Source organism: Micromonospora sp. BRA006-A (assembly GCF_033433935.1).
In the GTDB taxonomy this organism is placed as follows: domain Bacteria; phylum Actinomycetota; class Actinomycetes; order Mycobacteriales; family Micromonosporaceae; genus Micromonospora; species Micromonospora aurantiaca.
Map to the genome: position 1 here is coordinate 5,433,359 of NZ_JANCLW010000001.1, position 18,964 is coordinate 5,452,322.

Annotated in this window: 22 protein-coding genes and 1 tRNA gene; 9 read left to right on the forward strand and 14 right to left on the reverse strand. The window is 73.2% G+C overall.

The genetic code is table 11. The features are described from left to right. A partial coding sequence (locus NMK34_RS24680; protein ID WP_318335406.1) for a hypothetical protein occupies positions 1-781 on the forward strand: 781 nt, incomplete at its 5' end. A 4-nt stretch (positions 782-785) separates the two neighbouring features. On the opposite strand, the gene NMK34_RS24685 is transcribed toward NMK34_RS24680, so the two are convergent. The 4 genes from NMK34_RS24685 to NMK34_RS24700 form a co-directional block, all read right to left on the reverse strand. Further along, complete coding sequence (locus NMK34_RS24685) at positions 786-2,369, reverse strand: ATP-dependent DNA ligase (protein WP_318335407.1); 1,584 nt, start codon at positions 2,367-2,369, stop codon at positions 786-788. An 89-nt stretch (positions 2,370-2,458) separates the two neighbouring features. Continuing rightward, complete coding sequence (locus tag NMK34_RS24690; protein WP_030273275.1) at positions 2,459-2,665, reverse strand: hypothetical protein; 207 nt, start codon at positions 2,663-2,665, stop codon at positions 2,459-2,461. A 78-nt stretch (positions 2,666-2,743) separates the two neighbouring features. Further along, positions 2,744-4,108: a dipeptidase gene (locus tag NMK34_RS24695; protein ID WP_262014120.1), complete on the reverse strand. Its 1,365-nt coding sequence runs from the start codon at positions 4,106-4,108 to the stop codon at positions 2,744-2,746. 21 nt (positions 4,109-4,129) lie between these two features. Beyond that, positions 4,130-4,783 carry a uridine kinase gene (locus NMK34_RS24700; protein WP_412098916.1) on the reverse strand — a complete coding sequence of 218 codons (654 nt, stop codon included), beginning with the start codon at positions 4,781-4,783 and terminating at the stop codon, positions 4,130-4,132. A gap of 111 nt (positions 4,784-4,894) precedes the next feature. On the opposite strand from NMK34_RS24700, the gene NMK34_RS24705 reads away from it, so the two are divergent. Beyond that, entirely contained in the window at positions 4,895-5,296 is a 402-nt protein-coding gene (locus tag NMK34_RS24705; RefSeq protein WP_120573558.1) for a rhodanese-like domain-containing protein, read from the forward strand. Here the strand turns inward: NMK34_RS24705 and NMK34_RS24710 are convergent. The 3 genes from NMK34_RS24710 to ssb all read right to left on the reverse strand — a co-directional run bounded on the left by NMK34_RS24710 (position 5,290) and on the right by ssb (position 8,792). Beyond that, positions 5,290-6,834, reverse strand: a complete 1,545-nt coding sequence (locus NMK34_RS24710; RefSeq protein ID WP_318335408.1) for a cobyric acid synthase — start codon at positions 6,832-6,834, stop codon at positions 5,290-5,292. The genes NMK34_RS24705 and NMK34_RS24710 overlap by 7 nt on opposite strands. Continuing rightward, entirely contained in the window at positions 6,831-7,883 is a 1,053-nt protein-coding gene (locus NMK34_RS24715; protein ID WP_412098917.1) for a cobalamin biosynthesis protein, read from the reverse strand. Before NMK34_RS24715 ends, NMK34_RS24710 begins: the two co-directional genes overlap by 4 nt. A gap of 87 nt (positions 7,884-7,970) precedes the next feature. Beyond that, positions 7,971-8,792: a single-stranded DNA-binding protein gene (ssb, locus tag NMK34_RS24720; RefSeq protein WP_318335409.1), complete on the reverse strand. Its 822-nt coding sequence runs from the start codon at positions 8,790-8,792 to the stop codon at positions 7,971-7,973. Positions 8,793-9,077: 285 nt separating this feature from the next. Between ssb and NMK34_RS24725 the strand changes: the two genes are divergently transcribed. Then, a complete protein-coding gene (locus NMK34_RS24725) occupies positions 9,078-9,488 on the forward strand; it encodes an HPF/RaiA family ribosome-associated protein (protein ID WP_135241681.1) in 411 nt (136 codons plus the stop codon). A 112-nt stretch (positions 9,489-9,600) separates the two neighbouring features. Then, a complete protein-coding gene (locus NMK34_RS24730; RefSeq protein WP_318335410.1) occupies positions 9,601-10,617 on the forward strand; it encodes an alpha/beta hydrolase in 1,017 nt (338 codons plus the stop codon). A 56-nt stretch (positions 10,618-10,673) separates the two neighbouring features. On the opposite strand, the gene NMK34_RS24735 is transcribed toward NMK34_RS24730, so the two are convergent. Continuing rightward, positions 10,674-11,408, reverse strand: coding sequence for a hypothetical protein (locus NMK34_RS24735; protein ID WP_318335411.1), 735 nt, complete (start codon positions 11,406-11,408; stop codon positions 10,674-10,676). 169 nt (positions 11,409-11,577) lie between these two features. On the opposite strand from NMK34_RS24735, the gene NMK34_RS24740 reads away from it, so the two are divergent. Beyond that, a tRNA-Arg gene (locus NMK34_RS24740) sits at positions 11,578-11,653 on the forward strand. A gap of 232 nt (positions 11,654-11,885) precedes the next feature. After that, the gene (locus NMK34_RS24745; protein WP_318335412.1) at positions 11,886-12,413 is read left to right on the forward strand and encodes a hypothetical protein; all 528 of its coding nucleotides are present in this window, start codon (positions 11,886-11,888) and stop codon (positions 12,411-12,413) included. Between the two features lie 324 nt (positions 12,414-12,737). On the opposite strand, the gene NMK34_RS24750 is transcribed toward NMK34_RS24745, so the two are convergent. Then, complete coding sequence (locus NMK34_RS24750) at positions 12,738-13,184, reverse strand: hypothetical protein (protein ID WP_030502225.1); 447 nt, start codon at positions 13,182-13,184, stop codon at positions 12,738-12,740. 75 nt (positions 13,185-13,259) lie between these two features. Next, positions 13,260-13,901, reverse strand: a complete 642-nt coding sequence (locus tag NMK34_RS24755; protein WP_318335413.1) for a hypothetical protein — start codon at positions 13,899-13,901, stop codon at positions 13,260-13,262. Between the two features lie 230 nt (positions 13,902-14,131). Between NMK34_RS24755 and NMK34_RS24760 the strand changes: the two genes are divergently transcribed. Continuing rightward, complete coding sequence (locus NMK34_RS24760; protein WP_260038822.1) at positions 14,132-14,263, forward strand: NUDIX hydrolase; 132 nt, start codon at positions 14,132-14,134, stop codon at positions 14,261-14,263. A 6-nt stretch (positions 14,264-14,269) separates the two neighbouring features. On the opposite strand, the gene NMK34_RS24765 is transcribed toward NMK34_RS24760, so the two are convergent. After that, on the reverse strand, positions 14,270-14,812 hold the full coding sequence (locus NMK34_RS24765; protein WP_193599505.1) for a GrpB family protein: 543 nt from the start codon (positions 14,810-14,812) through the stop codon (positions 14,270-14,272). Between the two features lie 68 nt (positions 14,813-14,880). Continuing rightward, positions 14,881-15,609, reverse strand: a complete 729-nt coding sequence (locus tag NMK34_RS24770) for an SDR family oxidoreductase (RefSeq protein ID WP_030502228.1) — start codon at positions 15,607-15,609, stop codon at positions 14,881-14,883. A gap of 75 nt (positions 15,610-15,684) precedes the next feature. Here NMK34_RS24770 and NMK34_RS24775 point away from each other — a divergent pair, with 75 nt between their 5' ends. Further along, the gene (locus NMK34_RS24775) at positions 15,685-16,044 is read left to right on the forward strand and encodes a MerR family transcriptional regulator (RefSeq protein WP_128138284.1); all 360 of its coding nucleotides are present in this window, start codon (positions 15,685-15,687) and stop codon (positions 16,042-16,044) included. Positions 16,045-17,068: 1,024 nt separating this feature from the next. On the opposite strand, the gene NMK34_RS24780 is transcribed toward NMK34_RS24775, so the two are convergent. Beyond that, positions 17,069-17,479 carry a pyridoxamine 5'-phosphate oxidase family protein gene (locus NMK34_RS24780; protein WP_318335414.1) on the reverse strand — a complete coding sequence of 137 codons (411 nt, stop codon included), beginning with the start codon at positions 17,477-17,479 and terminating at the stop codon, positions 17,069-17,071. 42 nt (positions 17,480-17,521) lie between these two features. Then, the gene (locus NMK34_RS24785) at positions 17,522-17,962 is read right to left on the reverse strand and encodes a hypothetical protein (protein ID WP_318335415.1); all 441 of its coding nucleotides are present in this window, start codon (positions 17,960-17,962) and stop codon (positions 17,522-17,524) included. Positions 17,963-18,035: 73 nt separating this feature from the next. On the opposite strand from NMK34_RS24785, the gene NMK34_RS24790 reads away from it, so the two are divergent. After that, positions 18,036-18,836, forward strand: a complete 801-nt coding sequence (locus tag NMK34_RS24790; protein WP_318335416.1) for a class I SAM-dependent methyltransferase — start codon at positions 18,036-18,038, stop codon at positions 18,834-18,836. Positions 18,837-18,964 lie beyond the last annotated feature (128 nt).

Sequence of the window (18,964 nt, forward strand, 5' to 3'; positions counted from 1 at the left end):
CCGCCCGAGGCGGTCCGCGCCCCGGTGCTGCCCGCGCCCGCCGCGCCGGTGCGCGCCGCCCGCGTACGACCCCTGGTCGGCCATGCCGCCCGCCATCGCGCCGCCCACCGAGCAGTTCCCGGTGATCGCCGCGCCGGACGCACCGGTCACCCCCGCGCCGTTCTCCGCCCCGCCGGCGCCGCTCTCCGCACCGCCCGCACCGGTCTCCGCACCGCCGCCCACCGCGCAGTTCCCAGCCGCGCCGCAGTTCTCCGCACCGCCCGCGCAGTACTCGGCGCCACCCGCGCAGTACTCGGCGCCACCCGCCCAGTACTCGGCGCCACCCGCGCAGTTCTCCGCGCCGCCGGTGCCACAGGCCGGGGCGGTCGCGCCGCACTACGGGCCGACGACCGGGCCGTACCCGCCGGGCGGGCCGGTGCCGCCCGCCCAGTCGGCGGTGGCGGTGCAGATCGCCGAGATCGTGGTGACGCCGCCGGTCATCCGTACCCCGGCCGGTGTCCTGCCGCTCGCCGGCGCCTCCTGGTACGTGACCGACTACTGGCAGAAGGAGGAGAAGATCGCGCCCTGGGCCGTCGTCGCCGCGATCCTCGGCTTCTTCTGCCTGACCGTGTTCAGCCTCCTGTTCCTGCTGGTCAAGGAGACGCGGCACTACGGGACCGTGCAGGTGACGGTGAGCAGCGGCGGGCACCAGTACGTCGCGCGGATCCCGGTCACCGACCAGTTCCAGGTGCAGCAGCTCAACAACCAGGTCAACTACGCCCGGTCGCTGTCGGCGGGCTGAGCCGTCAGCCGGTGACCCGGCCGGCGTGGATGGCGCGGACCGCGTCGATGGTGTCCGCCTCGGCGGCGGTCTTGTCGTCGCGGTAGCGCAGCACGCGGGCGAAGCGCAACGCCATGCCGCCCGGGTACCGGCTGCTCGTCTGCACGCCGTCGAACGCGATCTCGACCACCTGCTCGGGCCGGACCCGCACCACCCAGTCGCCCTTCTCCACGGCGAGCGACAGGAACCGTTCGGTCTGCCAGCGCAGCAGCTCGTCGGTGAGCCCCTTGAACGTCTTGCCGAGCATGACGAACTCACCGGTACGCGGGTCGCGGGCGCCGAGGTGCAGGTTGGACAGCCAGCCCTCCCGCCGGCCGCTGCCCCACTCGACCGCGAGGACCACCAGGTCGAGCGTGTGCCGCGGCTTGACCTTGACCCAGGCCGAGCCGCGCCGGCCGGCGTCGTAGGGCGCGGCCGGATCCTTTACCACCACGCCCTCCTGGCCGGCGTCGACAGCCGCGGCGAACGCCGTGGCCGCCTGCTCCGCGTCGTCCACCTCGACCCGGTCGACGAGCAGCGAACCGTCGACAGCGCGCGCCAGAGCCGCCCACCGCTCATGGCCGGGAGCGTCGATCAGGTCGGCGCCGTCGAGGTGCAGCAGGTCGAAGAAGTACGGCGTGAGCACCGGTTCGCCGGTGCGCTCGGCGGCGGCCAGCACGGCGGGCGCGACCGGCGCCTGCCCGGTGGTGCTGGGTGTGGTGCGCCGGGCCGCCCGGCTGGACGTCTCCTGGAACGGCAGCGGCCGGCCGGCGGCGTCCAGCCCGATCGCCTCACCGTCGAGCACCAGCTCACGGGCGGGCAGCGCGCGGACGGCTGCCACCACCTGGGGCAGCCGGCCGGTGATCTCGTCCAGGCTGCGGGTGAAGACCGCGATGTCGGCCCCGGAGCGGTGCACCTGGATGCGGATGCCGTCGAGTTTGACGTCGACCACCGCCGGCACGCCGGTGGCGGTGAGCGCCTCGTCAACCGAGGGCGCGCTCTGCGCCAGCATCGGCGCGAGCGGCCGGCCCACCTGGAGCCCGAACCCGGTCAGCGCGGCGGCGCCGCCGGTGAGCGCCGCGACCGCCACCGCCCGCAGGTCACCGGCGAGCAGCAGGGCCCGGCGTACGGCGGTCAGTGGCACGTCGGCGGCACGCGCGATTGCGTCGGTCAGCAGCCCGGCCTGCGCGCCCTGGCGCAGTTCGCCCCGGAACAGGCCGGTCAGCAGGCGCTGCTCGTCGGCGGTGGCGGCGGCGAAGAGGCGGCCGACCAGATCCCGCCGCCGGGCCTGGGATCCGGCCCCGGCGACGCGGGAGATCTCCTCGATCGCCGCGTCGACGGCGGCGACGGTGAGCGTCGGCTCGGCGGCCGGCGGGGGCAGGTCACGCAGACCCGCCCAGCCGACACCGGTCTGACGCTGGCGCAGCTCACCGGCGAGGTAGCCGGCACCGGCCGGGATCTCGCCCGGCTCCAGCCCGCGCAGCGCGGCGGCCAGCAGCTCCACCTTGGCCCGACGGCCGCTGGTGGCGCCGACCGCGGCCGAGGTGGCCGCCAGCTCCGCGAAACGCACGTCCACATCCTGCCAGCCGCCTGTGACATCGGGGCGGATCCGGCGACCCGGCACACCGCACGGGTGCGCCGGGGTCGCCGGGCCGACGGTCAGGCCGAGACCGGTTCCTCGATGCGCAGGCCGCGCCCGCGCACGCCCTCGGCGACCCGGGTGAGCAGCGCGTCGAGCGTGACCAGGGCGGCGGAGAGCTCGCCGATCTGTTCGTTGAGCGTGTCCTCGGACCACGCGGAGACGTCGACGTCCCCCAGAGCACGGACGGCGGCCTGAAGCCGCTCCATCTCGTCGTTCGTACGCATGTTCGAAAGGCTATAACACCCCGCCCGCCGACACACCACAAACTCCGACATCGGCCCCGAAGTTACGGTTTCGACACCTCAGGAGCGGTTTCCGGCCTCCGCCACCCGGGCCAGCAGCAGCGCCTCGGCCAGGCACACCCGGGCGAACTCGCCCAGGTGCAGGCTCTCGTTCGGGCCGTGCGCCCGCGCGTGCGGATCCTCCACACCGGTCACCAGGATCGCGGCCCGCGGGAACATCTCCTGGAACGTGGCGATGAACGGGATCGATCCGCCCACCCCGATGTCGACCGGGTCGGTGCCGTCCCAGGCCGTCCGGAACGCCGACCGGGCGGCGTCGAACATCGGCCCGGAGGCGTCGATGACGCAGGGCGCGCCGTCGTGCTCGAACGTCACTGACACCTGCGCACCCCACGGCGCGTGCCGCTCCAGGTGCGCGGTCAGCGCCGCGTACGCCTTCTTCGGGTCGTCGCCCGGCGCCAGCCGTACGCTCAGCTTCGCCTTCGCGGACGGCACCAGCGCGTTCGGGGCCTCGCCGGTGGACGGCGCGTCCACGCCCAGGATCGCCAGCGCCGGCTTGGTCCAGAGCCGGTCGGTGATCCGCCCGGTGCCGAACAGCGTCGCGCCGTCGACCAGGCCGGCCTCGGCGCGGAACCGGTCCTCCGGGTAGTCGACGCTGGCGCCCTCGCGGCCGACCAGCCCGTCCACCGCGACGTCGCCCGCCTCGTCGTGCAGCGTGCCGAGCAGCTTCACCAGCGCGGTGAGCGCGTCCGGCACGGCGCCGCCGAACATGCCGCTGTGCACCGCGTGGTCGAGCGTGCGCACCTCCACGAAGCAGTTGACGATGCCGCGCAGCGAGGTGGTCAGCGCCGGCACGCCCACGTCCCAGTTGGTGGAGTCGGCGATCACGATGACGTCGGACGCCAGGTCGTCACGGTGCTCGGCGAGCAGCCGCTCCAGCGAGTCCGAGCCGTACTCCTCCTCGCCCTCGATGAACAGCACCACGCCGACCGGGAGCCGGTCGCCGAACGCGCGCAGCGCGGCGACGTGCGCCATGATGCCGGCCTTGTCGTCCGCGGCACCCCGGCCGTAGAGCCGGCCGTCGCGCTCCACCGGCTCGAACGGGTCCGACTCCCACAGCGACAGGTCGCCGACCGGCTGCACGTCGTGGTGCGCGTACATGAGCACGGTGGGGGCGCCGGGCGGGGCCGCCTTCGTGCCGATCACCGCGGGCTGGCCGCCGGACCGGACGATCCGCGTGTCGAGGCCGCAGCCGCGCAGCAGCTCCGCCACCGCCTCGGCGGAACGCTCCACGTGCGAGTGGTCGAAGCCCTCGAAGGCGATGCCCGGGATGCGGACGAGTCGCTCGAGGTCGGCACGGACGCCGGGGAGTTCCCGCTCGACGGCGGCCCGCACCTCGGACTCGGAGAGGATCGGAGTGGTCATGACCGGAATCGTATGCTGGCCTTACCCCGCCACGTCGCCCGAGCCCGATCGCCGCCCCACTCGCACGTAGTAGCGGTCCGCGTCGTGCGGCAGGTCCGGGGCGCCGTCGACGACCAGGTCCACCGCTGCCGCAGTACCGTCGGCGGCGAAGTGCGACCGCTCCCCCGCGTGCCAGCGGCGCAGCTCCGGCAGGATCCGCTCGCCGTCGCGGGCCAGCGCCCGGCGCAACCGCAGCTCGGCCGGCGCGGTGACGAGCACCGACAGCGTCAGCTCGGGGCGTACCGCGGCGCGGGCGGCGCTCACCCCCTCGACGATCAGCACCGGACCGGCCGGCACCGGCACCACCCGGTCCAGGAAACGACGGCGCACCCAGCTGTAGCGGCGGTAACCGCCCGCCCGGCCGGCCCGCAGCGGGCCGAGCACCTGCTCCTCCAGCCGGGTCCAGAACGTGAGCTGGTCGTCCCAGCCGTCGAGCAGGTCGTCGGTGTGCACGAGCGGCGGGCGCACGCCGCCCGCCCGCTCCGCGAGGGCGTCCGCGAGGCGCGTCGCGAACCGGCTCTTGCCCGCGCCGCTGGGCCCGTCGACGGCGACCAGCCGGGTACGCCCCAACCGCGCCGGACCGGCCAGCACCCGACCGGCCAGCCCGGCGTACGCCTCGATCACCGCCACGTTCACCCGACCGACGCTAACGTTCCCCCGTCCGCTGGAAACTGCGACCCGGGCGGACCGTTTCGCCGAGCGGCGGCGCGGCCCGCTGGGCATCATCGGGGGGTGCTCCATGACGTGATGTGTCCGGGCGTCGACGCCCTCCTGGAACAGGCCCGCGCCGGTCTCCGCCGGCTGACCCCGCACGAGACCGTCGAGGCGGTCCGTGGCGGCGCGCTGCTTATCGACACGCGTACCGAGGCGCAGCGCCGCGAGGAGGGTGAGCTGCCCGGCGCGATCGTCATCGACCGCACCGTGCTGGAGTGGCGGCTCGACCCGGCCAGCGCGTGGCGCATCCCGGAGGCCACCGGGTACGACCGCGAGGTCATCGTGGTGTGCCGGGAGGGGTACAGCTCCAGCCTGGCCGCTGCCAGTCTCCAGACGCTGGGGCTGCGGCAGGCCACCGACATGATCGGCGGGGTGCAGGGCTGGCGGGAGGCCGGGCTGCCGATGTCCGACCGCCCGGCCGACGTGCGCTACTGAGCCGGTGGCGCGCCGGGTGGCACGAACGGCAGTCCCGGCGGTGGCCCGGACTCGATGAGCCGCCACAGCGCGTCCGTGTCGAGGTGCTCCTCCACCAGGTCGCCGAGCAGATCGAGCGTCCGTTCCCGGGCCGCCGCGAAGGACGTGTCCGGCGCGACCTTGAACCCGGTACGCCCGGCCGCCTCCGCCACCTCGGTCAGGAACCGGCGGCGGAACGCGTCGGAGGAGAAGGCGCCGTGCCAGTGCGTGCCGTACACCGTGCCGAGGCGGGCGCCCTCGCCGGTGCCGTCGGCGTAGCGCAGCAGCGGCGCGAGTCCCGGGTCGGCGGCCGTGACCCGGCCGTGGTGGATCTCGTATCCGTGCACCGGCACGTCGCCGGCGGCGGTGCCCTCGGCCCGGCGGACCGTCTTGCGCGGCTCGAAGGTGATCTCGACGGGCAGCAGCCCGAGGCCCGGTACGGTGCCCCGGCGGCTCTCCACCCCGTCGTGGATCGCCCGGCCCAGCATCTGGAAGCCGCCGCAGATGCCGAGCAGCGGCCGTCCGGCGGCGGCGTGCGCCCGGACCGCGTCGGCCAGGCCGGTCTCCCGCAGCCAGGCCAGGTCGGCGACAGTCGACTTGGTGCCGGGGAGCACCACCACGTCGGCGGCGGCCAGTTCGGCCGGCTCGACGGTGAGGCGGACCCGTACGCCCGGCTCGGTCGCGAGGGCCTCCACGTCGGTGGCGTTGCTGATCCGCGGTAGCCGCACCACGGCGACGTCGAGCCAATCGGTGCCCCGGGGTGCCGCCGGGCGGCCGAGCACCCGCCCGTACGCGAGCGAGTCCTCCGCGTCCAGCCACAGGTCCAGTGCCCAGGGCACCACCCCGTACGTCGGGCGGCCGGTGACCCGGCGCAGCATGTCCAGCCCCGGCTGGAGCAGGCCGCGGTCGCCCCGGAACTTGTTCACCACGAACCCGGCCAGCAGCGCCTGGTCGGCCGCGTCGAGCAGGGCGACGGTGCCGAACATCGAGGCGAACACGCCGCCCCTGTCGATGTCGCCGACCACGATCGTGGGCAGCCCCGCCTGCCGCGCCAGCCCCATGTTGACGTAGTCACCGTCGCGCAGGTTGATCTCGGCGGGGCTGCCCGCGCCCTCGCAGATCACCACCTCGTACTCGGCCCGCAGCTCGGCCAGCGCGGCGTACGCAGTGGTGGCGAGCCGGGACCGTACCTCGTGGTAGTTGCCGGCGGTGACCGTGTCGACGGCTTCGCCGAGCAGCACCACCTGGCTGGCGTGGTCGCTACCCGGCTTGAGCAGCACCGGGTTGAAGCGCAGGTCGGCGTCGAGCCCGCAGGCGGCGGCCTGCATCGCCTGGGCACGGCCCAGTTCGCCGCCGCGACCGTCCGGGCCGACCACCACGGCGGAGTTGTTCGACATGTTCTGCGCCTTGAACGGGGCGACCCGGACGCCCCGGCGGCGCAGCCATCGGCAGATGCCGGCGGTGAGCACGCTCTTGCCGGCGTCGGAGGTGGTGCCGGCGACGAGCAGCCCGCCGCTCACCGCCCGCTCCCCCGGTGCCCGCTGCCCGCCTCGGCCGCGCTGCCCGAGGCGCGAGCCGCTCGGCTGAGGGCGCCCAACGCGGCCCGGCCGGCGGCCCCGGCCAGACGGCCGACCGTCACCGGGTAGAGCGCGGCCAGGCCGAGCGCTGCCACACCGACCGCACCGGAGATCCGGGCGGCCCGCTTCAGGTGCCGCGCCTCGGGGCGGGGCCCGTCACCGAGGAACGGCCGGGTCTCGGCGCGGCCGAAGTAGACGTTACGGCCGCCGAGCCGGACGCCGAGCGCGCCCGCCATGGCCGCCTCGCACTGACCGGCGTTCGGGCTCGGGTGATCGGTCCGGTCCCGCCGCCACACGTGCCACGCGGCGGCGCGGTCCCCGTGCGCCACCGGCGCGACGGCCACCGTGAGCAGCCCGGTGAGCCGGGACGGCACCAGGTTCAGCGCGTCGTCCAGCCGGGCGGCGGGGGTGCCGAAGCGGGCGTACCGGGGTGAGCGGTGGCCGACCATCGCGTCGAGCGTGTTCGCCGCCCGGTAGCCGAGCAGGCCGGGCAGGCCCGCGACGGCGCCCCAGACCAGCGGGGCGACCACGGCGTCCGAGGTGTTCTCGGCGACCGATTCGACAGTGGCGCGGGCGAGTTCGGGCTCGTCGAGGGCGGACGGGTCGCGCCCGCAGAGGTTGCCCAGGCGGGCCCGGGCGGCGGGCAGGTCGGCCCGGCCCAGTGCCCGCGCCATCACCCGGGACTCGTGCCGCAGCGTGCGCCCGCCGAGCACCGTCCAGGTGCCGGCGGCCACCAGCGTGGCGCGCGCGATCGGATGGTGCCGGGTCGCCAGCGCGGAGGCGGCACCGAGCAGGACCGGCGCGCCGACGGCGAGCGCCGTGAACGCGGTGCCGGCCGCCCGGTCGGGGCGGTAGACCCGCCGTTCCAGCGCACCGGCCGCCGTGCCGAAGCCGGCCACCGGATGCCACCGGCGGGGGTCGCCGAGCAGCGCGTCGAGCGCGTAGCCCGCCACCAACCCGGTCGCGTTCGCCATGGCGGTCGCCTGCCGCACCCGTCACCACCTCCGGCCGGCCAGCCTAGTCGTACCGCGGGGTGGTGACGCCGGCGTCACCACCCCGCGCCCCCGTCGGACGAAGGGTCAGGCGGGCACCGGGGTCCGCCGACGACCGCGGCGCACCGACGCGGACCCGCCGGTCCCGCCCGGGCTCGCGCCGCCCGCCTCGCCCTCACCCGGTCCGGAACCACCCGGTCCGCCGACCTCCGGCGGTGCGACCTCGCCCAGTTCGTCGTCCTCGGCCGTCACCGGGCCGTCGTCCACCGCGTCGCCCAGCTCGTCCTCCTCCTCGGCCGGGCCACCCGAGCCGGGGTCGAAGCCGGTGGCCTGCCGCACACCGGGCCGGGCGTCGAACGGGTCGGGCTCGCCGGTGCCGGCCGACCCGACCCGGCCGCCCCCGTACTCCGGTGGCGGGAAATCGTCGTCGAAGGGCCGGTCGTCGAACGTCGCCGGGGCCTGCGCGTCCGGCACGGGCTCGGTCGCCTCGCCGTGCACCCGCTGCTCGGCCGCCGCGTCCTCGACGGTGCTGGTGGCCGCGCGCGGCTGGTTACGCAGGAAGCGGGCGCGGCCCCGGGACAGGTCGTGCCCGACGGCGACCGCCTCCAGCTCGTAGAGCGTGCGGTGGGTGCCCGCCTCGTCGGTCCAGTCCCGCGTGTAGAGGCGCCCGGCCACGATGACCGGGTCACCGACCGCCACCGAGGCGGCCACCCCCTCGGCGAGGCGGCGCCAGCAGTTGACGCGTACCCGAAGGCTGTTGCCGTCGACCCAGCGGCCGCTGTCGCGGTCGAGGCGGCGCGCGGTCGAGGCGACCTTGAAGTTGGCCACCAGCGTTCCGCTCTGCGTGGTGCGGCGCCACTCCGGCGCGGTCAGCACGTTGCCGACGATCGTCACGTACGTATCGAACATCGCCCCTCCCAGGGATCGACTTGTCCCGGTGAGCGTCGGCCGGACGCCCGGCCCGGGCCACCCGCCGGCCCGGACCTGTGGATGACGAGCGGGCCTGTGGACAACCACCTGATCAAGGTCCCGATCTGCTAGGCCGACCGACCCTAGGTGCCTGAGCTGCAAAGACGCACGATCGAGTGGAGCCGGCAAGCAGGCGTTCCGGAATCACGCCGGTTGGGTAAGTACTTGATCAACCGAGAGAAAGGGAGCTCCCATGCTTCTCCGAGACGTCCGCGAGGCAGCGCGATGAGCGCCGTGGCGAACCCCGCGACCGTGGCCGAGTGCCTGCGGGTCGGCGCCGGGTTCTCCCAGGGCGACCGCAACTGGATCGCCGAGCAGTTCGGAACCCTGGACGCCCGGCTCGCCGGCTTCCACGCCGACGCCACCGAGCTGGAGGTGTCCGTCAAGGATCGCGAGGCCCGGGGCCAGAAGGTGACCCTGGAGTGCTGGATCGCCGGGCGGCAGAAGATCGTCACCACCTCGACCGAGGAGGATCTGCACGCCGCGCTCAACGACGTCCGGGACGACCTGCGCCGCAAGCTCAACGACGCGAAGACCCGGCAGGAGCCCCGCCACAACAAGCACCTGCGCGCCGTCGACCAGCCCGAGGGCGCCCCGTTGCAGGACGCCGAGCGCGAGGACGCCGAGACCGCCTGACGTCCGGCACGGCCCGCCCGCAGGGTGCAGGCGGGCGGGCCGTGCCGTTTGGGCCCCCTCCTTACAACCCAGCCCCTACCGCCGGGTAGCAAGGCGGCGTACCGTCGCGGTCGTGGAACCGGACGTGCTGGGCGCCCCCTACGAGCGGCGGACGATCGAGCTGGGCACCGACGACGAGGGGCCGGTGGTCGCGACCCTCGTGCGGCGGCGTGCCGACCGCCCGACCGGCCGCGCCGTGCTCTACGTGCACGGCTTCGTCGACTACTTCTTCCAGACCCACGTGGCCGACTTCTTCGCCGAGCGCGGCTGGGACTTCTACGCGCTCGACCTGCGCAAGTACGGCCGCAGCCTGCTCCCGCACCAGACCCCGAACTTCTGCCGCGACCTGAGTGACTACTTCCCCGAGCTGGACGCCGCCGCGGAGATCATCCGCGCCGAGGAGGGTCACGACACCCTGCTCGCCATGGGCCACTCGACCGGCGGCCTGATCATCTCGCTGTGGGCGCACGACCGCCGCGACGCCGGCCTGGTCGACGGCATCGTGCTCAACAGCCCCTTCTTCGACATCAACGCGCCCTGGATGGTCCGTCGACCCCTCGCGGCCGCCGTCTCCCGCCTGGGCCGCAGGGCGCCTCAGCGTGTCCTGCCGTTCGGCCTGGGCACGGTGTACGGCGAGAGCCTGCACGCCGACCACCGGGGCGAGTGGCGGTACGACCTGGCCTGGAAGCCACTCGCCGGGTTCCCGGTCCGGGCCGGCTGGCTCAACGCGATCCGTACCGGTCAACGTCGCCTGCGGGCGGGGCTGAACATCCCGGTGCCGGTGCTGCTCGCCTGTTCCACGCGTAGTTTCCGGGGCACCAAGTGGCACGACAGCGCCACCGGCGCCGACGCGGTGCTCGACGTCGAGCACATGGTGCGCTGGGCGCCCCGCCTCGGCCGGCACGTCACGCTGGCCCGCTTCGACGGCGGGCTGCACGACCTCACGCTGTCCAGTCCCGGCGTACGCGAGAAGGTCTTCGCGGAGGTCGGACGGTGGGCGGAGGGATTCCTCCGCGCCGGGCCGACCGAGCCGGAGCCCACGACGCCGCCGGCCCCTCGGCGGCCGGCCGACGCGACCGCCGAGGGCTGAGGCCGGTCCGTCCCGCGCCACCGCTCGATTCGGGCGCGAGGGCCGGGACGGCCGGCTCAGTCGGTGACGACCGCCGTGAGCGCGGCGCGGATCCGGTCGAACGTGGCGATCGGATGGCCACCGGCCTGCGGCGGCAGCACCACGCCGAGGCAGCGCAGCGCGGGCCCGCCGTCCGGCCCGGCCTCGACCGCGAACACGGGCGCGCCCACGTAGCCTGCGGGCAGTTCCGTCGTGACCCGCACCTCGCCGCCGTCCCGGGCGACCCGCTCGACGACCGCCTCCAACGGTCGCGACCCGCCGTCGCTGACGCCCAGGGCCAGCACGAACGCCGACGCGGGCGCCGCGCCGATCCGCGCGACCGAGTCGGCCGGCGCGGCCACCGCCTCGGTGACCTGCTGGGTACGCCAGCGCCAGCCCCGATCGTCGGCCCAGCCGTGCAGACCGCCGGTCGGCATCGCGGCGAGCCCCAGTTCCGGCAGGTGCAGCCAGTGGTCGGCGAAACCGGGCAGGTCGATCGGCTCGTCCGCCCCCTCGGCCGGGTCGGTGACGCTCGGCCGCAAGCCGATCTCGCCGTACGCCCGGTCGGTGAGCGCGTCGGCGGTGAGCAGCCACTCGTGCGCGATCTCGCCGTCGTCCGTGGCGCCGACCAGCTCGCTGTAGAAGAAGGCCGTGCCGAGGACGCCCGCCGGGGCGCCCGGCCCGTCCGAGCCGGTGAGGGGCAGGATCGCCCGTCCGAGGAGCTGACACAGCTCGAAGACGATCTCGTTCTCGGTTTCCTGGTCGAGCAGCATCCGACGAGGGTACGGATCGCGTCCCGCCCGGCCCGCCCGGACCCGCCGGAACTGTGGTGCCGGTCCGGGCCCCGGCGTGGGACGCTGGACGGCGGAACGGACGCGCCGACCCGTACCCCCGGGCACGCCGGGACCGGCGGTACCCTCTTGGCGCGACGACCGTCGCCGCGCGCCCGTAGCTCAGCGGATAGAGCAGGGGACTTCTAATCCCAAGGCCGCAGGTTCGAATCCTGCCGGGCGCACCACCGTCATCGCAGGTCAGCGGCTTTCCGGTCTCGGTCGAGACGATCACCGCAGCCCTCGTGAAGCCAAATCAGCCGAAGACGAGACGTCCTGTCATGCGATAGCCGTGCGTACCTTGCCTGGATAGCGTGGGTGGCGTGACGGAGCCTGACTACAGTCTCGCGAAGATCAGGGTCATGGAGTTCGACGATTCCGTACGCGAGCGGCCCGGTATGTACTTCGGGGTGGGCAGGCATGATCCGTGTCTGGCGACTCGGGTGCTTTTGCGCGGTCGTAGGACACGCGTTTCATCCGGCAGCCACTGTCGCCGCGAGCCACACCCCCGACGTCGTAGCCGAGATCACCGCTGATCTCACTTTCTCGGTGACCGACGACCAGACGGACGTCCTGACCGGCCGGGGAACGCCGAAGCTCGGCTACTACGGCTCGCTGCTCACCAGCGAGCGTTGGTCGAGTGCCGCCGCGGCGGCGGTGAGTTCGCAGACCACTGTCGAGGTCTGGCGACACGGCCACGGCTTTCGGCAGCGCCTCGTCGGCTTGCGGCCGGTCGAGCCACCTGCGGAGTTCTCCGCTCCCGTCGGAGCCGGTACCCGTGTGGCCTTCGTCCTCGATCCCGCCTACTTCGGCTCGGCCGCGATCACCACCGATATCGCCAGCCTCGACGTGCACGGCCCGGCCTGCACCAACACCACCGGGTCCGGCAAGGTCGTGATTCGGGACCGCAGAGGGAGGAGTCGCCCGAACGAATACCGGTGTGCCTGACTCGGGCATCCGGATCTGCCCCGAGCTGGTCCAGGAACCGCTTGTGGGCCGGCGTGATGAACACCGTCAGGTCATGGACGCTGTTGACGGCCGCTGACTCGACGTCGAATTCCGACTGCTCCAGGTCTACGTCGCGGTCCTCCAGATAACTCCGGACGTGCAGCATGCAGTACCCCGACCAGTCGTACGTCTCGTGGAGTTCGCGGCCGTGTTCGGCCAGGTACGAGCGAAGTGACGAGGACGAGGTGCGGGCCGACCGAGCCAGTTCGGGGACGCTGCTCCTGGGGATCAAGGTCAGTGACGCGACAGCAGACAAGGCAGCCCTCAGAGTTGCCGCCGCAGATCGCCCACCGCGGCTATCAGAACCACCGGACCGTGGGTGTCGCACAGGCCGACGCCGACACAGACGCTCCGGTCTCCAAGGTGCCAGGCGGACACCTCCGACACGATTCCGGCGAGGAACCCGGGAAGTTTCGGCACCGACTCGCCGCGCACCATGCTGTCCATGAACGGCCGGAGGTCGACGCCCACTGCCGGCCCCCACAACTCGCTCACCGCCGCTTCGAGGCCGGCGCAGTCCTGCTCGAAGCGCTCCAGGACCTCGACCACGTGTCCGTTGTCCTCGAACTCTTCGCTGGCACTCAAGTACAGGACCAGGTAGCCGTGTCCCACGAGCCGCGAAGCGGCGGTATCGGGACCGGGTAGGGGTTGCGTTGCGAGATCAAGCGTCCGAAGGTCGAGCACCCGCTCCACGCAGCCGACGAGATCCACAGCCCGGACTCTAAGCGCTCCGCGATCTCCGTCTGTCCCGAGCCCGCAGGTTCGACACGCCCCCGGGCCATCGGCCTAGCCTTGGAGCCGCTGCGCCCAGTACGCCTGCCCGTCCGAACCCATGTAGACGAGGGCCAGCAGCAGGTCGGACATCTGCACCGGAGCGGTCGCCGTCGACGTCTCCGGATCAGGCTTCTCGGCGTACGGGAAGAGCGCGACGAAGGTGACCGGGGATGCCTTCTCGTCTGCCACATGCAGCCTGCTGCCGTTGCTCCGCCACTCGTCGTCCCCGAACGTGGCGTCACCAGCGCCACGGAGCCAGGAGTAGCGCTCGGCGATCCGGTGCTCGATGCCCGCGCTGCCGATGCCGACGGCCGCCTGTGGAGCGGCCACGCCGAAGACCGCTGGCTTGGAGTCGGTGCGCTTGTCGATGAGGAAGACCGCGAAGTAGCCGCCGTGGAGAGGCCGGGGCGGGGTCTGCCAGGTGAGCCGGCCGAGCACCAACTGGTCACGTCCGGAGGCGAACGGAGCGGATCCGTTCTCACCGAGTGCGGCCTGGGCCTCCTCGTTCGTCACGAAGCTGAGCGAGGACCGGAGAGCCAGCGCCTCGGGGCCGTACGGCGGATGGTTCTGCCACCACTGCCAGGCGATGACCGAGACCATCGCCACGATGGCCGCCAGGGCAGTCGCGACAAGCCGGCCCGTCCGCCACCTCATGCTCGACAGTGAAGCACGCGCGCACCGACTCTCAGGGTCGCCGAATTGACAGCTGCGGCCGTCCCCGGCGGACCGTACCGTGCCCTGATGGCCATCTCCCCGCACCTGGCCCGGCTCCGGATGATGATCGGCCACGAGCTGATCCAGATGCCGTCGGTGTCGGTCGTCGTCGTCGACGACCGCGCACGGATCCCGCTGGTACGTCACGCGAGGACGGGAACGGGTGGGCGGTGCCCGGCGGCGCCGTCGACATCGGAGAGTCCCCGGCCCAGGCGGCCGTGCGTGAGATCCGCGAGGAGATCGGCGTTCGGATCAGCCGGCCACGGCTGCTGGACGCGCTCGGCGCCCCGACTACGAGGTGACCTACCCTAACGGCGACCCGCGAATCGGCTCCACAGGCGGGCCTCGGCTGACAACTGCGCAAACACCTCCTCCTTTGCTGCGCCGTACTGGGCGCGACTGTGGGGATGCAGCTGGGCCGCACGCCTCTTTGCCGCCTCGTAGCGGCGGGCAGCGTCCGGACTGGCCGCGAGGTAGGCGCGAAAGACTCGGTTCGCCTCTGGCACCGGCGACGTGACGCCGAAAACGTGTAGGTGGTGGCTTCGCTTCCCGGCTGTGTCCTTCACGAAGAACAAGTGCTCTTCGTCGTCCGGGAAGGCCCACGGACGATAGGCGTACCCGAGCTGCTCGAGTGGCCGGACGTCGGCGGCGACCGCACCTACCTCAGATACGACCACCAGGATGTCGATGACGGGTTTGGCAGCCAGTCCGGGAACGCTGGTAGAACCGAAATGCTCGACGCTCAGCGCCGCGGGCAGTGCCTCGGACAACAGCCGTTCTTCGATCCTGAATCGCTCGGGCCAGGCCGGGTCGTAGGGCACCACCTCGACTACAGGCGCGTCGTCGCTCACGTCGGTCACCGTAACGGCTGGCACTCTCTACCGACCGAGGGACGGGGACAGGGCCGGGTGAACCTCGCTCAGGCCGCCGTCAGCGCCGCCAAGGCCCGGTCCATCGCGGCGTTGAACTCCTCCGGCGTCAGCGTCAGCCGGGACTTGACGTCGCGGCTCCACTGGTCGGCCAGCACCTCGGCGGCACCCGCCTCGACGCCGTCGAGCGCCGCGTCGGCCAGATCGGACGGCGCGATCTTGTCGACGGGCCACCCGGCGGACATGTCGGTGTCGGCCAGCCCGAGGTGCACCGCCGTCACGAGCGTGCCCTGGCCGGCGAGTTCCAGGCGTACGCCGTTCGTCATCGCCCAGGCTGCGGCCTTGGTCAGGTGGTACGCGCCTGCGCCCCTGGTCCCGAACCACGACATGGCGGAGAGCACGTTGACGATCGCGCCTCCGCCGTTGCCGGCGAGTGCCGGCGCGAACGCGCGGATCATCTCCAGGTGCCCGAGCACGTTGGTGTCCACCTCGTGTCGCACCGCGTCCAGCGAACCGGTCACCAGGTCGGTTCCGGTCTGGATGCCGGCGTTGTTGACGAGCAGCGTGACGTCCGGGGCGGCAGCGGCGACGGCGCGTACGGATGCGGGACTGGTGATGTCCAGCGGCAGCACCTCGACGCCGGGCAGGTCCACGGTCTCCGGACGGCGGGCTGTCGCGTAGACCTTGCGGGCGCCGCGTTCGCGCAGGCGCTGGGCGAAGGCGCGACCCAGGCCGCGGTTGGCGCCGGTGACGAGAGCGATCGAGTCGTTGATGTCCATGCCCGGTACGCTAAAACCTGACGTTGACGTCAGAGGCAAGTGTTGACCGCCGGGACCGGGGTGAGAGGGGTCACCGTGACCGAGCCGCTGATCCGCATCGGTGAGGTGGCGCGCGACGCCGGTGTCTCGGTGCGCGCCGTGCGCTACTACGAGGAACAGGGCCTTCTCTTCCCCCGGCGCAGCGCGTCCGGCCAGCGCCTCTACCGGCCGGACACGGTCACGCTGGTGCGCTTCATCCAGCAGATGTACGCGGCGGGCCTGACCAGCAGCCGGATTGCGGAACTCCTGCCGTGCTGGGACTCCGGGCACACCGACCCCGCACAGCGGGCCATGCTGCGCGCCGAGCGCGAGCGCATCCAGGCCAAGGTCGACGATCTCCGGGCCGCGCTGGACCGCCTCGACGAGGTCATCGCGATCACCGATTCGCACCCGTAGGCGCGACCACCCGCGCAAGGGAGACACGGACGGGCGTTCTCGCGGGAGGCACGCAACGCACCGGCGACCGCCAGTCCCGCACCGCCGAGAGCGACAGCCGTCTCCACTGCCGAGGACACCTCAAGGGCACCTCCCGCCGAGCCACCCACGCTCACCATGAATCCCGGTTGCAGGAAGGCGTCCCTGGCGGGCTCGACGAACGTCCACCAACTCGCCCACGCGGAGGCGAGATCCGCGCAGGCCCGCACGGCGACCACCGCCAGCAGGACCATCCCCGCCGTGAGGAGCCCGCGCCGGTCGCCCCGCCATCCGGACCACGCCAGCACCCCGGCGGTCACGAGCGCGGCGAGCAACGCCGGCTGCAGCGCCAGGAGCAGCTCGGGCAGCGGCGGGTCGCCGGGCGTCGCCGCCACGCTCAGCCCGCACCAGACGAGCACGGCCACCGCCAGGACCGTCGTCACCACACCCCGCCGTCCGCCGCGTGCCGGCAACGCCGGCACGGCAACGGAAAGCAGGAGTACGCCGAGAGCCAGGCCCCACGTGGTCAGGCGTTGCCGGTCCAGGCCCTCCCGCAGGCTCTCCACAAGGTACGTCCGCGTCGCCGCCTGGCTCCCCGGCGGCTCGCCCCCGTCCGCCACCCGTTCTCGGTGCCAGAGCAGGTTCGCGGCTGCCACCAGAGCGAACAGCCCGGCGCCGACGGCGACGGCCCATCGCACCCGGGGCGTACCGGATGCCGTGAGCGCGTGGCCGCACAGCGCCGCGAGCGTGACCACGGCCCAGAGAAGCGATGCGTCCGGCATGGCGAGCAGTGCCGCTCCGACCGACAGCAGGCCGGCCACGGCCGCGGCGACTCCCAGGCTTGGCGACAGACGCATGGCGCAGAGAGTGGCACAGGAATCCCGACCACGTTGACCCGCCGGTTTCGTCGGTGGTCTCCGGCATGATCGCCTGCGCCGCCCGACGGTGGCGGCGACGAGCGGGATCACCGGGAGGCAGCGTGGGCGCATCGGGCTGGCTCCGGTGACTAGCGTGCCGTTCCGGCCAGCAGCCACCGCCGGGCGGGCACCTCCAGCAGCACCCGCTCACCGTCCGGCGTGACCGGCTGCCGGATGTCCCATCCGCCGTACTTCTCCGCGAACGCCGCCACGATCGCGGGCGGGAAGTCGGCACGGTGCAGGCGGGCGACACCCTCCGCGACGACCGGGTGGACGCCGTCCTCCAGGGCGAGCGAGACGCGGGGGTCGGCCGTCACGTTGCGGGCCTTGACGCTGCGCCCCTCGCAGCCGATCCACCAGACGCCGTCCGCGTAGACGAACCACACCGGCGTGACGTGCGGGGAGCCGTCACGGCGCAGCGTGCAGAGCCAGACGTTGCGCTCGCGGGCGAGCCGGTCCTCGACGGCCGGCGGGAGCGATGTGGCGGGAGATGAGGCCATGCGACAAGTGGATCAGGTGTCACGCGGCGGCACGCGACCGGCTCACTCGCAGATCCGCCACTCGCCGTCTTCCTTGACCATCGGGAACGACTGGGTCACGTTCGTGCCGACCGAAGGCGTGAAGCGGATGGTCGTCGACCCGCTCACCCGCCCGTTGTTGTTCGACACGTTCAGCCCGGTGATCTCGTAGCCGGTGAACTCCGGCTGGGAGGACTGCTGCCGGGTGAAGTCCGCCTCGCTGACCCGGTCGCGTACGCGGGAGCAGAGCTGCCGGTACGCGGCCGGATAGTCGCGGTCGACGATCGCCTCGGCGAACGTCTCCGCTGTGGACCGCGCCGGGCCGGTGGCTTCCTGCACGGCCCGGAAGAGGAAGAAACCGGCGAGCACACCGCCGGAGCAACAGATCGCCAGCACCACGCCGAGCACGATGAACAGTGTTCGCTTGGACTTCTTCGGCGGCACCATGGCCGGCTGGTATGCCATACCCCGCAGGGTAGGAGTCGCCGGCAACCGTAAACCGGATGCTGTGGCTCCACTTCTCGGCGACCATTGATCGATGTCCGCACACCGACCGGCCGAACCGGACGTCAGTCGCTACTACACCGAGGTCTACGTCGAGGCCGACCGGCTGGACGGGTCGCCGCAGGGCCGGCTGGAGGCACGACGTACCCGGGATCTGCTCGCCCGCCTGCTGCCCGCCGCGCCGGCGGACGTGCTGGACGTCGGCGGTGGTCCCGGCGCGTACGCGGGTCCGCTCGCCGCGGCCGGTTACCGGGTGCACCTGGTCGACCTGGTGCCCGCGCACGTCGCGGCGGCGCGGTCCGCGTACCCGCTGGTGACCGCGTCGGTGGGTGACGCCCGCGCGTTGCCGTCGCCCGGCGCGGCGGCGGACGCGACGCTGCTGCTCGGTCCGCTCTACCACCTGCCGCGGCAGGCCGACCGGGTGGCCGCGCTGCGTGAGGCGGCGCGGGTGACCCGGCCGGGCGGGACGATCGTGGCAGCGGCGATCAGCCGGCACGCCGCGTTGATCGACCTGACCGTGCAGGGCCGCCTGGACGACGACAGCCGGCAGTTGCTGCGCGCCGAGTACGAGACCGGGGTGAACGATCCCCGGACCGGCTTCACCACCGCGTTCTTCCACCGGCCGGAGGAACTGGCCGCCGACTTCGTCGCGGCCGGACTGCCCACCCCGGAGGTGTACGGCGTGGAGGGTCCGCTGTGGCCGGCGCTGAACGTGCTCGGCACCGGGCCGGACGAGCGGCTGTTCGCCGACGCGGTGGCCTGCGCCGAGACGTTCGAGCGGGATGCCGCGATCCTCGGCGCCAGCGCTCACCTGCTCGCCGCCGCGCGCCGCTGACCGCCGGGCCGGGCGGCCTGCTGCTTTACGCCGGAGCGAAACTCGTCAAGCACCAAGGGTGACCAGTTGCGACAAAACATGTTATTCTCCAGCGTCAATCTATGCCGCGCGGACCCGGCCGGGTCGCA

What these genes read in the sequence shown, in the direction of transcription:
- NMK34_RS24690 (WP_030273275.1), bottom strand. Translation starts at nt 2,665, where the DNA reads ATGCGTACGAACGACGAGATGGAGCGGCTTCAGGCCGCCGTCCGTGCT.
- NMK34_RS24695 (WP_262014120.1), bottom strand. Translation starts at nt 4,108, where the DNA reads ATGACCACTCCGATCCTCTCCGAGTCCGAGGTGCGGGCCGCCGTCGAG.
- NMK34_RS24705 (WP_120573558.1), top strand. Translation starts at nt 4,895, where the DNA reads ATGTGTCCGGGCGTCGACGCCCTCCTGGAACAGGCCCGCGCCGGTCTC.
- ssb (WP_318335409.1), bottom strand. Translation starts at nt 8,792, where the DNA reads ATGTTCGATACGTACGTGACGATCGTCGGCAACGTGCTGACCGCGCCG.
- NMK34_RS24725 (WP_135241681.1), top strand. Translation starts at nt 9,078, where the DNA reads ATGAGCGCCGTGGCGAACCCCGCGACCGTGGCCGAGTGCCTGCGGGTC.
- NMK34_RS24735 (WP_318335411.1), bottom strand. Translation starts at nt 11,408, where the DNA reads ATGCTGCTCGACCAGGAAACCGAGAACGAGATCGTCTTCGAGCTGTGT.
- NMK34_RS24745 (WP_318335412.1), top strand. Translation starts at nt 11,886, where the DNA reads ATGATCCGTGTCTGGCGACTCGGGTGCTTTTGCGCGGTCGTAGGACAC.
- NMK34_RS24755 (WP_318335413.1), bottom strand. Translation starts at nt 13,901, where the DNA reads ATGAGGTGGCGGACGGGCCGGCTTGTCGCGACTGCCCTGGCGGCCATC.
- NMK34_RS24770 (WP_030502228.1), bottom strand. Translation starts at nt 15,609, where the DNA reads ATGGACATCAACGACTCGATCGCTCTCGTCACCGGCGCCAACCGCGGC.
- NMK34_RS24780 (WP_318335414.1), bottom strand. Translation starts at nt 17,479, where the DNA reads ATGGCCTCATCTCCCGCCACATCGCTCCCGCCGGCCGTCGAGGACCGG.
- NMK34_RS24785 (WP_318335415.1), bottom strand. Translation starts at nt 17,962, where the DNA reads ATGGCATACCAGCCGGCCATGGTGCCGCCGAAGAAGTCCAAGCGAACA.
- NMK34_RS24790 (WP_318335416.1), top strand. Translation starts at nt 18,036, where the DNA reads ATGTCCGCACACCGACCGGCCGAACCGGACGTCAGTCGCTACTACACC.